At 60.6% G+C, this 13,570-nt stretch carries 11 protein-coding genes; 5 read left to right on the top strand and 6 right to left on the bottom strand.

The window, feature by feature from the left end; all coding sequences use genetic code 11:
• Positions 1-41: 41 nt before the first annotated feature.
• The 4 genes from CFU_RS07410 (at position 42) to tal (ending at position 4,251) form a co-directional block, all read left to right on the top strand.
• Positions 42-995, top strand: coding sequence for a carbohydrate ABC transporter permease (locus CFU_RS07410; protein WP_041741455.1), 954 nt, complete (start codon positions 42-44; stop codon positions 993-995).
• Positions 985-1,878: a carbohydrate ABC transporter permease gene (locus tag CFU_RS07405; RefSeq protein ID WP_014005427.1), complete on the top strand. Its 894-nt coding sequence runs from the start codon at positions 985-987 to the stop codon at positions 1,876-1,878. The genes CFU_RS07410 and CFU_RS07405 overlap by 11 nt, the downstream gene beginning before the upstream one ends.
• Before the next feature lie 81 nt (positions 1,879-1,959).
• Complete coding sequence (locus CFU_RS07400) at positions 1,960-3,105, top strand: ABC transporter ATP-binding protein (RefSeq protein WP_014005426.1); 1,146 nt, start codon at positions 1,960-1,962, stop codon at positions 3,103-3,105.
• A 210-nt stretch (positions 3,106-3,315) separates the two neighbouring features.
• Positions 3,316-4,251, top strand: coding sequence for a transaldolase (gene tal / locus CFU_RS07395; protein WP_014005424.1), 936 nt, complete (start codon positions 3,316-3,318; stop codon positions 4,249-4,251).
• A 78-nt stretch (positions 4,252-4,329) separates the two neighbouring features.
• On the opposite strand, the gene purU is transcribed toward tal, so the two are convergent.
• Complete coding sequence (gene purU, locus CFU_RS07390) at positions 4,330-5,199, bottom strand: formyltetrahydrofolate deformylase (protein ID WP_014005423.1); 870 nt, start codon at positions 5,197-5,199, stop codon at positions 4,330-4,332.
• A gap of 197 nt (positions 5,200-5,396) precedes the next feature.
• Complete coding sequence (locus tag CFU_RS07385) at positions 5,397-5,927, bottom strand: bactofilin family protein (protein ID WP_014005422.1); 531 nt, start codon at positions 5,925-5,927, stop codon at positions 5,397-5,399.
• A 366-nt stretch (positions 5,928-6,293) separates the two neighbouring features.
• On the opposite strand from CFU_RS07385, the gene CFU_RS07380 reads away from it, so the two are divergent.
• A complete protein-coding gene (locus CFU_RS07380; protein ID WP_041743103.1) occupies positions 6,294-7,088 on the top strand; it encodes a thymidylate synthase in 795 nt (264 codons plus the stop codon).
• A 6-nt stretch (positions 7,089-7,094) separates the two neighbouring features.
• Here CFU_RS07380 and CFU_RS07375 read toward each other — a convergent pair whose 3' ends face one another.
• The 4 genes from CFU_RS07375 to CFU_RS07360 form a co-directional block, all read right to left on the bottom strand.
• Entirely contained in the window at positions 7,095-8,537 is a 1,443-nt protein-coding gene (locus CFU_RS07375; protein WP_014005420.1) for an efflux transporter outer membrane subunit, read from the bottom strand.
• A gap of 11 nt (positions 8,538-8,548) precedes the next feature.
• Positions 8,549-9,796: an efflux RND transporter periplasmic adaptor subunit gene (locus CFU_RS07370; protein ID WP_050808506.1), complete on the bottom strand. Its 1,248-nt coding sequence runs from the start codon at positions 9,794-9,796 to the stop codon at positions 8,549-8,551.
• Positions 9,797-9,868: 72 nt separating this feature from the next.
• Positions 9,869-11,740, bottom strand: coding sequence for an ABC transporter ATP-binding protein (locus tag CFU_RS07365; RefSeq protein ID WP_014005418.1), 1,872 nt, complete (start codon positions 11,738-11,740; stop codon positions 9,869-9,871).
• A gap of 216 nt (positions 11,741-11,956) precedes the next feature.
• Entirely contained in the window at positions 11,957-13,552 is a 1,596-nt protein-coding gene (locus tag CFU_RS07360) for a glucan biosynthesis protein (protein WP_014005417.1), read from the bottom strand.
• Between the last annotated feature and the right edge of the window lie 18 nt (positions 13,553-13,570).

Here is a 13,570-nt window from a genome sequence, read left to right as displayed (position 1 = left end):
CACCGCCGAGGCCGGCTCTGATCCTGCTTCAGGAGATTTGCATGTCCGATCACACCCTCCCCTATACAGCCGCGGCTGCCGGGAGTCCAAGCCACACGCCCAAGCAGCAAGGGCGCATTGCGGCAATCGCCGATGCCTGGCTGCCACGCCTGGTATTGTCACCCACCATCATCCTGTCTCTGGTCTTCGTGTATGGCTTCATCGGCGTCACCGCCTGGCTGTCGCTGACCAATTCGCGCATGATGCCGAATTACGAGATTTCCGGTTTCAACCAATACGCCACGCTGTTCGCCCTCGACCGCTGGTGGGTAGCTGCCGCCAACCTGGGCATTTTCGGCGGCCTGTTCATCCTGTTCTGCCTGGCGATCGGCCTCTTCATGGCGATCCTGCTGGACCAGAAAATCCGCGCTGAAGGCGCATTGCGCGCCATCTACCTGTACCCGATGGCGCTGTCCTTCATCGTCACCGGCGCCGCCTGGAAATGGATCTTGAATCCAGGCCTGGGCCTGGAAAAAATGATGCACGACTGGGGCTTCGCCAATTTCCATTTCGACTGGCTGGTCAATTCCGATTTCTCCATCTATACCGTGGTGATCGCCGGCGTCTGGCAATCCTCGGGCTTCGTGATGGCCTTGTTCCTGGCCGGCCTGCGCGGCATCGACGACAGCATCATCAAGGCTGCCATGGTCGACGGCGCCAGCTTGCCGACCATCTATCGCCGCATCGTCATTCCGGCGCTGCGTCCGGTGTTCTTCAGCGTGCTGCTGGTGCTGGCGCATATCGCCATCAAGAGCTTCGACCTGGTGATGGCGCTGACTGCCGGCGGCCCTGGCACTTCTTCCGACGTGCCGGCAATTTTCATGTATCAGTTTTCTTTCACACGCGGTCAACTTGGCCTTGGCGCGGCATCGGCAATGATGATGCTGGCCACCGTACTGGCAGTGCTGGTGCCCATGATGTACCTGGAAACCAAAGGAGCGCGCAATGGCCGCTGACAGCACCAGCAACACCATCTATAACGAAAACAGCAAGCTGAGCATCGGCCGCATCGTCATTTACATCTTGCTGGTCCTGTGTGCGCTGTACTACCTGGCGCCGCTGTACGTGATGCTGAGCACCTCGGTAAAAACGCTGGATGAAATCCGTTCCGGCAACTTGCTGTCCTTTCCCGTGTCGCCTACCGGCGCCGCCTGGAGCAAGGCCTGGAGCAGCTCCTGTACCGGCGTCGACTGCAACGGCCTGGAGCCGTTCTTCCTGAACTCGATCAAGATGGCGGTGCCGGCGGTCCTGATTTCGACCTTTGTCGGCTCCCTCAACGGCTATGTGCTAGCGCACTGGCGCTTCCGCGGTTCGGAAATCCTGTTCACCGCGCTGATGGTGGGCTGCTTCATCCCGTTCCAGGTAGTGATCCTGCCGATGGCGCGCCTGCTGGGCATGGTCGACCTGGCCAACACCACGCCCGGCCTGGTGTTCGTCCATATCGTCTACGGCATCGCGTTCACCACGCTGTTCTTCCGCAACTACTATGTGACGGTGCCGGAAGAACTGGTCAAGGCCGCCCGCATCGATGGCGCGGGTTTCTTCATGACCTACTGGAAAATCATCTTCCCGCTGTCGTTGCCGATTTTCATGGTCTGTTTCATCTGGCAGTTCACGCAAATCTGGAACGACTTCCTGTTCGGCGTGGTGTTCGGCGGTTCCGACGCCAAGCCGGTGACGGTGGCCCTGAACAACCTGGTGAATACTTCTACCGGGGTGACTGAATACAACGTCAACATGGCGGCGGCCATCATTGCCGCCTTGCCGACGCTGGTGGTGTATCTGCTGGCGGGTAAATATTTTGTGCGCGGCCTGACTGCCGGTGCGGTCAAGGGCTAACAGCAACCGCCGCAGCCCTGCGCCGCGGCGGTTGTCAGCTGCAGTTGCTAATAAATAAATTATTTAAGGAATCATCTAAAGATGGCAAGCTTATCAATTCGCAATGTGCGCAAGGTTTACCCGAACGGCAATGAAGTCCTGAAGGGCATCGATCTGGAAATCGAAGACGGCCAGTTCCTGATCCTGGTCGGCGGCTCGGGCTGCGGCAAATCGACGCTGCTGAACATGATCGCCGGACTGGAAACGGTATCCGAAGGACAGATCATGATCGGCGACCGCTGCGTCAACGATGTCGCGCCAAAAGAACGCGACATCGCCATGGTGTTCCAGTCCTATGCCCTGTATCCGACCATGACGGTGCGCGAGAACATTTCGTTCGGCCTGGGCATCCGCAAGGTGCCGAAAGCGGAACAGAAACAGATCGTCGACCGCGTCGCCACTACCTTGCAGATCACCCATCTGCTGGACCGCAAGCCAGCCCTGCTGTCAGGCGGGCAACGGCAGCGCGTCGCCATGGGCCGCGCCATCGCGCGCGATCCGTCGCTGTTCCTGTTCGACGAACCGCTGTCTAACCTGGACGCCAAGCTGCGGGTCGAGATGCGCGCCGAAATCAAGCTGATGCATCAGCGCCTGGGCAGCACCATCGTCTACGTCACGCATGACCAGATCGAAGCGATGACCCTGGGCGACCGTATCGCCGTGATGAAGGATGGCGTGGTGCAGCAGTTCGGCAGCCCGCAGGAAATCTACGACAATCCAAGCAACCTGTTTGTCGCCGGCTTTATCGGTTCGCCATCGATGAATTTCATGCGCGGCAAGCTGGTCGCCAATGGCCATGGCCCGGCATTCGAACTCGAGCACGCCGGGCAAACAACCCTGCTGCCGCTGGCGCCGGTGCAAGCGCAGGATCCGCAAATCGCTTCCTGGATCGGCCGTGAAGTCATCCTCGGCATCCGTCCGGAACATGTTACGGACGCCCTGAGCGCGCGCGGTTCGGAAGTCAGCGACAGCAACGGCCGTTACCATCCGACCGAAGTCGGCTGTACCGTGGAGCTGACCGAACCGACCGGTCCTGACACGCTGGTGTTCACCACTTTCAACAACGCTCGCGTGACTTGCCGCACCCACCCGCGCGCAGCGGCCAAGCCGAAAGACCAGATGCAGCTGGCGTTCGACCTGTCGAAAGCAGTCCTGTTTGACGCCAAGACCGAAGAACGCATCAGCTGAACGCATGGACCGCAGCCACGCAGGATATTGCTGATCTGTCCATGCGTGGCAAACCGCTGTAAATTGCGTAGAATGGTAGGACGGAATTTCCGCAGTATTCTCGCGCTGCATCCCGGCGCAGTATTTTCGCATGGTACTTCCGCGCAGTACTTCCGCGCAGTACTTCCGCGCAGTACTTCCGATTAACCGTCCCTGTCCTTCTACGCTGCCATGAACCAACTCGAACAACTCAAGCAATACACCACCATCGTTGCCGATACCGGCGATTTCCAGTCTATCAAGGCATTTGCGCCGCGCGACGCCACCACCAATCCGTCGCTGATCCTGAAAGCGGTGCAAAAGCCGGAATACCAGCCGCTGCTGAGCCAGACAGTCAAGGAACACGCGCAGCTGTCGACTGCCGACATCATCGACCACTTGCTGATCACCTTCGGCAAGGAAATCCTGAAAATCATCCCGGGCCGGGTTTCCACCGAAACCGATGCGCGCCTGTCCTTCGATACCCAAGGCAGCATCGACAAAGGACACGCCCTGATCAAGCTGTATGAAGCTGCCGGCATCGACCGCGAGCGCGTGCTGATCAAGATCGCCTCGACCTGGGAAGGCATACGGGCCGCCGAAGTGCTGCAGAAGGCTGGCATCCATTGCAACCTGACCTTGCTGTTTTCCTTGCCGCAGGCGATTGCCTGCGCCGAAGCCAAAGTGCAGCTGATTTCGCCGTTTGTCGGCCGCATCTATGACTGGTACAAGAAATCCAGCGGCCAGGACTACACCGGCGCCGACGATCCAGGCGTGCAGTCGGTCAAGCAGATCTACAACTACTTCCGCAAATTCGGCTACGCCACCGAAGTCATGGGCGCCAGCTTCCGCAATACGTCGCAAATCGTCGAACTGGCCGGCTGCGACCTGCTCACCATCAGCCCCGACCTGCTGCAGAAACTGGCGGAGAGCGAAGCGCCGGTCAGCCGCAAGCTCAACCTTGAAGAAGCGCAGCAGAGCGATCTGAAGAAAATCGACCTGGACGAAACCACTTTCCGCACCATGCTGAACGACGATGCGATGGCTACTGAAAAACTGTCGGAAGGCATACGCCAGTTCAGCGCCGATGCGGTCAAGCTGGAAAAGCTGGTGGATGCGCTGCGCTGAGCGTTCTCACACCGATACATCAAATGATGTAATAAATGACGCAATAAAAAACGGCCCCGATCAGGGCCGTTTTTTTGCTTACTTGAATACTACCGTCTTGTGCCCGTTGAGCAGAATCCTGTGCTCGACAAACCATTTCACCGCCCGTGCCAGCACCACGCATTCGACGTCGCGGCCGATTGCCGTCAAGGTGTCCGGCTCCATCGCGTGGTCGACGCGCGCCACGTCCTGCTCGATGATCGGTCCCTCGTCGAGGTCGCCGGTGACGAAATGGGCGGTGGCGCCGATCAGCTTGACGCCGCGTTCATGTGCTTGGTAGTAAGGCTTGGCGCCCTTGAAACTGGGCAGGAAGGAATGGTGGATATTGATGGCGCGTCCCGTCAGCGCGGTGCACATGGCCGGCGACAGGATCTGCATGTAGCGCGCCAGCACCACCAGGTCGATGTTGTTGGCTTCGACGATGTCCAGCACCTTGGCTTCCTGCGCCTGTTTGGCTTCCTTGGAAGCGCCTGCAGCCAACGGCAGGTGATGGAAGGGGATGTTGTAGCTGGCGGCCAGCTGGTAGAAATCGGTATGGTTGGAAACGATGGCTGAAATTTCCACCGGCAGCAAACCGCTCTTGTAGCGGAACAGCAAGTCATTCAGGCAATGCCCGATTTTCGACACCATCAGCATCAGACGCGGCTTCTTGTACGCATCATGCAGTTGCCATTGCATTTGCATGGTGTCCGCCAGTGCTGCGAATTCCGCCCTCAGCCCCTCTTCGGCAACCGCTACATCCTCGGACGAAAAATGCACACGCATAAAAAACAGCTGCGACTGGGCGTCGCCGAACTGGGCCGAATCGATGATATTGCAGCCATGGTCAGCCAGGAAACCGGAAACGCGATGGACGATCCCGCGCTGGTCGAGGCAGGACAAGGTGAGGATGTATTCTGGATAGCTCATATTTTTGTGTAAGGCGGGAAGCGCTTTAGCGTTGCGCTAAAACCGCTATTGTCGCATGCCTGCATGCACATGACAAAAAAACCAGGGCGGCCTTGTCGCCACCCTGGTTTTTTTCGCAAACAGACAGCACCGGCCGCTATCCACGGCCGGACGGGCTGCCGGCCTTGCTCGCAGGCCGCTCAGCCGGAGTACGGGCCTTATGCTACGGCGGTAACCGCAGCCGGCTTGCTGCTGGACGACGATGACGAAGTGCCGACTTGCACTTCACCGGTCAGCTGGCCGCCTTCTTCGATGACAACCTTGCCATAACGGATTTTGCCGGAAACCTTGCCGGTCGAATAAATCACCAGTTTTTCACGGACGGTCAGGTCGCCGTCGAATTCACCGTAGATTTCAGCCAGGTCGATTTCAGCCGAACCCTTGAATGCGCCTTTTTCTGCGATATGGATCACGCGCGAATTCATGGTCGCTTCAACCCGGCCCTCAACCACCAAGGTATCGCAATCGGTGATTTCGACGCCCTTGAGCTTGATGTTCGGACCGACGATCAATTTGCTGCCGACTTCATTGGTGCTGGATGCGGAATGACTGGCTGGAGTGCTCACAGGATTGTTCGCCTTTGGAATGGAGGTGCTGCCGGAAGTCAGGTTGCTGCTGGCGCTGAACGGGGAGTTTGGTGTCGGTGTTTCTCGCTTGCCGCCGAAAAACGAATTCTCTGATTTAAGCATGGGGTCTCCTGGAAGGTGTTGCTTGCACTAACGGGTCAGCGCTTCGATATACAATGAAAATGACCATATAAGACAAAGGTCTACAGCTTTCGAGAAGACCCCCCGCAAAAAGTTCATAGCTAAAATCATTAATTTGTAACCGACGCCCAAATGCGGTGGCCGGCAAAAACCACCTGCACCGGTTTTTGATTATCAATCATTTATCGTCTGTGCGCACGACAAAGATGGGCGGCGAGAGCAAAACGACATCGCTGATATTGCTATGACAATTCCGAAGCGTGCCGGGCCGTGCCGGATCGGCCGCGCCGCGATCCGCCGGCGGCAATGCGTTACAATCTCATGATCCGTTTCAGCTATTACAAAAAAATGCGCCAATACCTAGATCTCATGCGCCATGTGCAACAGCACGGCGCCGTCAAGACCGACCGCACCGGCACCGGTACCCGCTCGGTGTTCGGCTACCAGATGCGCTTCAACCTGCAAGACGGCTTTCCCTTGCTGACCACCAAGAAGCTGCACCTGCGCTCGATCATCCATGAACTGATCTGGTTTCTCAACGGCTCGACCAATATCCAGTACCTAAAAGACAATGACGTCAAAATATGGGATGAATGGGCCGACAGCGACGGCAACCTGGGCCCGATCTACGGTTATCAGTGGCGCTCCTGGCCAGCGCCGGGCGGCCAGCATATCGACCAGATCAAGCAAGTGGTCGAGCAGATCAAGAGCAACCCCGATTCGCGCCGCCTGATCGTTTCAGCCTGGAATGTCGCCGATATCCCCCAGATGAAACTGCCGCCCTGCCATGCCTTCTTCCAGTTCTACGTGGCCGACGGCAAGCTGTCTTGCCAGCTGTATCAGCGCAGCGCCGACATCTTCCTTGGCGTGCCCTTCAACATCGCCTCCTACGCCCTGCTGACCCACATGATGGCGCAGCAATGCGGGCTGGAAGTGGGAGACTTTATCTGGACCGGCGGCGATTGCCATCTGTACTCCAACCATGCCGAGCAGGTCGAGCTGCAGCTGTCGCGCACTCCGGGCCCGCTGCCGCGGCTGGAAATCAAGCGCCATCCGGCCTCGATTTTCGATTATCGTTTCGAGGATTTCGAAATCGTCGATTACCACCCGCAAGCGCACATCAAGGCGCCGGTCGCGGTGTAAGCAGCTCTAGCTGCCCTGCGTTACAGGCTCAGCGGCGGCAGGGCTGCCATGCACGTCCTGCCAGCCACCGCCCAGGGCCTTATACAGCGATACCGTAGCTTTCAGGCGCTTCAGCTTGATCTGGCCCAGTTCGTTCTGCACTTCCGACAGCGAACGCTGGGTATCGAGCACCGTCATCAAATCTTCGGCGCCGACCCGATAACGGATTTCCGACAATTCGAAAGCAAAGCGCGCCTGCTCCATTTCCGTGACTTTCAGCTTGCGCTGCTCGTCCAGGCTGCGGATTTGCCCCAGCGCCGTGTCGACTTCGGACAGCGCGGCAATCACGGTTGAGCGATAGATCTGCACCAGCTCCTGCTTCTGCGCAATCGCCAGGTCGCGCTGGCTGTTCAGGCGGCCGGCGTCGAATATCGGCGCCACCAGTCCGGCGCCGAAGTTGGCCAGCATGTTGGGGCCGTTGAACAGCGACAGCAATGCATTGCTCTGCCCCCCGGCCGAACCGGTCAGGCGAATGCTGGGAAACAGCGCGGCGCGGGCGTTGGCGACGTTGGCGTTGGCGGCCGCCAGCTCAGCCTCGGCGTGGCGGATATCGGGACGGCGCGACAGCAGTTCCGACGGCAAACCAGGCGTCACCTGCGGCAGCAGAATCTTGGCGAGTCCCGCCTCGTTGACGGTAAAGGTCTGCGGCGGCCGCCCCAGCAGGATTGCCAGCGCGGTCTGCGCCTCGCGCTCTTGCTGCTTGAGGTCGGGAATCACGGCTTTTTGCCCAGCCACCGCCGAACGCTGCCGCGCCAGGTCCAGCGGCGAAGCAGAACCGGCGCGGCTTTGCGCCGCCACCAGCTTCAGCACGCGTTCCGCATTGTCGACGTTTTGCTGGGCGATTTCGATGCGGTCGCGCAGCGACAATACTTGCAGGTAGGTCGAGACGATGCCGCTGGTGACGGTCAGCGCCACCGTTTCCCTGTCATAACGGTTGGCTTGCAAGGACGCTTCCGCAGCCGCCAGCCCGGCCCGGTTCTTGCCCCAGAAATCGACTTCATAACCGATCTCGACCAGGCCGCTGGTAGAGGTCACGGCGCTGCCGCTGGAGGCAAGCGGCACCGCACGGTTGACGTTGGTCGAAAAATCCGCATTCGGCAGCAAAGGCGCGCCGGCAATCCGCGCCTGCGCTTCGGCCTGCCGTACGCGCGAGATGGCGGCGGCAATTTCCAGGTTGCTGGCCTGCCCTTGCGCCACCAGCTGGCTCAATTCGTCGCTGCCGAAACGTTTCCACCAGCCGCTGTCGGGCCAGTCCTGCTCACCGGTATTGGCGGACAGATCCCAGCTTTGCGGGATCTCGACACTGGGCGTCGGCTCCCGGATATCGATCTGGCTGGCGCAAGCCGACAGCAGTAGCGCGCTGGCGCATGCTGCCATGGATGACCAGCGACGAGAGAATGAATGATTCATCGGCGGCTCCGTCAGCGTGCCTTGGGCGCGGATGCTGCCGCCGATGCAGCGCTCTTGACCGCAGCCGGCGCCGCAGCAGCTGCCGCCGCACCGGTCACCACCTGTTCGCCCGGCTCCAGGCCCGACAGCACCTGCGCCGTCTGCTCGTTGCGGATGCCGATTTTTATCTTGCGCGGACTGACTTGCTGGCCGGCGCCGGCCACGTTCACCAGATAATTGCCGTCGGTGTCCGGCTTGCCCAGCAGCGCTGCCGGCAGCAACACCGCATCGCGCGCCTGCGCCAGCACAAAGCGCACCTGCGCGCTCATGCCGCTCATCAGTTCCTGCTGCGGGTTGTCGACTTCAAACAGGACGTTGTAGAAAGTCTGCTTGCCTTGTTCGCCCGAACTGTCGGCCGGCACCGGCACCACTTGCCGCAACTTGCCGGCCCAGTGCTTGCCCGGATAACCCGGCGTAGTGAAATAGGCTGTCATTCCCTTGCGCAGCAGCGGCACATCGATTTCCGCCACCCGGGCTTGCACCGTCAGCCGGCCCAGGTCGGCGATCCGCAGCAGCGGCGCCACGGTCTGGCCGGCGCCGATCACCTGGCCCGGACGCGCCGCCACCGACACCACGGTGCCGCTGATCGGCGCCGCTACCTGGGTATGGCTGCGTGTTTCTTCGTCGTCCTTCATGGTGCTTTCGGTCTGGCGGATCTGGGCATTGATCGCTTCCACCCGGGCCGCTGCCGAATACATGCTCATGCGGCTCGATTCGAACGATTCCTCGCGCGTGGCGTTTTCCGCCTTCAGCTGGGTCTGGCGCTTGTACTGCAGCTCGGCAAAATCAAGCTGGGCGCGCTGGTCCGCCAGTTCCGCCTGCAACCGCGCCAGCTGGGCGCGGTTGCTTTCCAGCCGCGCCGAGGGCAGGGTCGGCGTGATCTCGACCACTATCTTGCCAGCCTTGACTTCATCGCCCACCGATACCAGCACATCCTTGATCTGGCCCGACGCCTGGGCCACGACGTCGCTGTATTTATGCAATTGCAGTTTGCCGCTGGCGAACACCGCCTGCTCGATATCGCCGCGCCGCACCGTTTCCGTCTGCAACCGCACCGGCGCCGGCTTGGGCGCCGGCGGCGGCCGCTGGCCGAACGCCTTCAAGACCAGAAAGCCCGCCCCTGCTGCAATCAGGAGCGCCAGGATTGCAGTCAGCCAGCGCCGGCCGGAATGGCCGAACGCGGTTGGCAAAGGGGATTTATCGGTCGGTTCAACAGTCATCGGTGCAAACTCGGGAATAATCAAATTTCAGGAACAACAAACAACGAATGAGCAGCGCTTTTTGGATTTGTTTCAAGCCAGTGCAGCCTGGGTTTCGCCCGGCAGCACATCTTCATCCACTTCTTCGCCGAGGAAACCGCCGCTCTGGTGCGCCCACAAGCGCGCATACAGGCCGCCGTGTTCCAGCAGGCTGCGGTGATCGCCCTCTTCCACTATGCGGCCCTTGTCGAGCACGATCAGGCGATCCATGGCGGCGATGGTCGACAGGCGGTGCGCAATCGCCACCACCGTCTTGCCTTCCATCAGCCGGTACAAGCTGGCCTGGATCGCTGCCTCGACTTCCGAATCGAGCGCGCTGGTGGCCTCATCCAGCAGCAGGATAGGCGCGTCTTTCAGCATCACGCGCGCGATCGCTATCCGCTGGCGCTGGCCGCCGGACAGCTTGACGCCGCGTTCGCCGACATGGGCGTCGTAGCCGGTGCGGCCCTTGGGATCGGTCAAGGTCAGGATGAAGTCATGCGCCTCGGCCCGCTGCGCCGCCACCAGCATGTCGGCGTCGGTAGCGTCAGGACGGCCGTACAGCAGGTTGTCGCGCACCGAACGGTGCAGCAAGGACGTATCCTGCGTCACCATGCCGACCTGCGCCCGCAAGCTATCCTGCGTGACATGCGCAATGTCCTGGCCGTCGATCAGGATGCGGCCCTGCTCAACGTCATAGAAACGCAGCAGCAGGTTGACGATAGTCGATTTACCGGCGCCGGAACGGCCCACCAGGCCGATCTTTTCGCCGGGACGGATGTGCAGCGACAGCTGGTCGATCACCGGCCGCTCGCCGCCATAGGCGAATCCGACCCGCTCGAAATCCAGCGTGCCCTGCTTCACTTGCAGCGGCTTGGCGTCGGCCTGGTCTTGCACAGCCTGCTGGCGCGACAAAGTATTGATGCCGTCCTGCACCGTGCCGACCTGCTCGAACAAGGAGGCGAATTCCCACATGACCCAATGCGAAATGCCGTTCAGGCGCAGCGCCATCGCCGTCGCCGCAGCCACCGCGCCGATCCCGACCTGGCCTTGCGTCCACAACCAGAGCGCGGCGCCGGCCGTGCTCAGGATCAGCAGCATGCTCAAGACATGGTTGACGATTTCAAAGCCAGTCACCAACCGCATCTGGCCATGCACCGTCTGCAGGAATTCCTGCATCGCCGAACGCGCATAACCAGCCTCGCGGCCAGCGTGCGAGAACAGCTTGACGGTGGCGATATTGGTATAGGCGTCGGTAATCCGGCCGGTCATCAGAGAACGCGCATCGGCCTGGGCCTTGGCGACCTTGCTCAGGCGCGGCACAAAGTAATACAGGGCCAGGCCATACAACACCAGCCAGCTCAGGAACGGCACCAGCATCCAGCCGTCGAAGCTGCCGACCACCGCCACCATGGTGACGAAATAGATCACCACGAATACCAGGATGTCGCACAGGATCATGCAGACGTCGCGCACCGCCAGCGAGGTCTGCATGACCTTGGTGGCGACCCGGCCGGCAAACTCGTCCTGGTAGAAATGCATGCTCTGGTTCAGCATCAGGCGATGAAATTTCCAACGCAGCAGCATCGGGAAATTGCCCGCCAGCGCCTGCTGCTTGAACATGCTTTGCAAGGCGACGACCACCGGACTGGCCAGCAGCACCCCCGCCAATAAAAGCAGGTTGCTGCTTTCGTGGCTCCACAAATTGGCCGGTTCGACATGGCCCAGCCAGTCGACGATCCGTCCCATCATGGCAAACAGCAGAGCCTCGAACGCGCCGGTGACAGCGGTCAGCAAGGTCATGGCAATGATATAAGGCCGCAAACCCTTGGTGCAGGCCCAGACAAACGCAAAAAAACCGCGCGGCGGCGGCGTCATGACCGCATCCGGATACGGATACAACAGTCTTTCGAACCAACCAAACATGGAAATGCTCCAAAAATAGGCAGGGCAAAAGCTAGCCCAAGCCCAACAGTATATTGTAAATTTATCAGGCGCTTCTGAATGCAGACAGCGCGCCGCATCGCAACCGCGGCAGCGGTCGACGCGCCGGCAGGCTCGCGCGCAAAAACGGCGAACGTCCTACGCTCGCTGCGGGCGCTTCAGCAACGCGCGGGGCGGCGTCCGGGCCGCCCGCGCCACTTAGAAAATACGCTTGGCCGGCGCCAGCGGGGTCCATTGGTACAGCCAGGTCTCGCTCAACGGCTGGCTGTCCGCCGCCAGGTAAACCCGGATATCAATCGGCTCGACGCTATCGTCGGTCGGCTTCAGGTCGAACATCACGCGATAACCGTGGATCGCATCCAGCGGACGCGCCGAGGTAATTTCAACCTTGCCGCGCGAGACGCTGATCATCGGCTTGACCTTGGCGTCCTTGCCCAGCAGGGCCAGGTCGCCGCCGGCAAAATCGATCGCGAAACGGCGTGAATAATAAGTGCGCTTCTGGCCGACGACGCCGCCCATGCCGGTACGCGTCGCGGCAACCTGCGCCAGCGGCGGCGAGAACGGCATCTTGCTGCCCCAGTGCAGGCGATAGGCAAACAAGCGCTCCTGCCCTGCCTGCGGCTTGTCGGCCGGGTTCCAGAAGGCGACGATGTTGTCGAAGGTTTCGTCGGCGGTCGGGATTTCCACCAATTGTACCGCGCCCTTGCCCCAGCCCGATTTAGGTTCCACCCACAGGCTCGGGCGGCGGTCGTAGAACACGCCGTCATCCTGGTAGTGGTCGAAATTGCGGTCGCGCTGCAGCAGGCCGAAACCGCGCGGATTCTCATCCTGGTAGGCGTTGAAGCGCAGGTGTTCGGGATTGGTCAGCGGCCGCCAGATCCATTCGCCGTTGCCGCGCTGCATGGCGAGGCCGTCGGAATCGTGGATCTCCGGACGCCAGTCGTCGCTGGCGCCGATGCGGCGGTCGTTCTCGCCGTACTGGAACATGCTGGTCAGCGGCGCCACGCCCATGCGCTCGATCGTTTTGCGCGGGTACAGCGCGACGTCCACATCCATCACCATGGTGGCCGAAGGCTGGATCTCGAAACGATAGGCGCCGGCGACGCTAGGCGAATCAAGCAGCGCGTAGACCACCAGCTTGCCTGAATCCTTGGCCGGACGCTCCAGCCAGAAACTGGTAAACATCGGAAATTCTTCCGGCTTGTCCATGCCGCAATCGATCGCCAGGCCGCGGGCCGACAAACCATACTGCCACTCGGCGCCGACCGCGCGGAAATAACTGGCGCCGAGGAACGCCGTGATGTCGCGTTCGAGATCGGTATGGAAATTGACACGGAAGCCGGCAAAACCCAGGTCCTTCGGCATGTGGTCCGCTTTCAGGCCGCTCTTGCCGTAGTTGAACATCGCCGAGTCGTAAGCCAGTTCCTGCGCCTGGCCGTTCTTCAATTCGTAGATCTGCACCGGGCTCTTGAAGAACAGGCCAAGGTGGAAAAACTTGACCTGGAAACGCAGCTGCTCCTCGCCCCACAGAGCATGGCCGTCACGGTAGCTGATCGCCTGGTACTGATCCCAGTCGAGCGCCTTGACCTCTGGCGGAATATGGTTCACCGGCGGTTCATAGGCTTTGCCGGCCAGTTGTTTGGCATGGCCCTTGAGCCAGGCGTAATCAAAGGCTTGCGGCTGCCCCAGGAATTTCAGTTGCGCCGGCGCGGTTGCCGCGGCCAGCAGCGAGGTAGCTGGGAAACCGGCGGCAGCGAGAGCCGCCGACGCCTTCAGAAAATCACGTCGTAACATGGTGCTCCTTATTGAATT

It is taken from the genome of Collimonas fungivorans Ter331 (assembly GCF_000221045.1).
Taxonomy (GTDB): Bacteria; Pseudomonadota; Gammaproteobacteria; order Burkholderiales; family Burkholderiaceae_D; genus Collimonas; species Collimonas fungivorans_A.
Note: the sequence above shows the minus strand (reverse complement) of the source record. Positions and strands in the feature narration are given on the sequence as shown.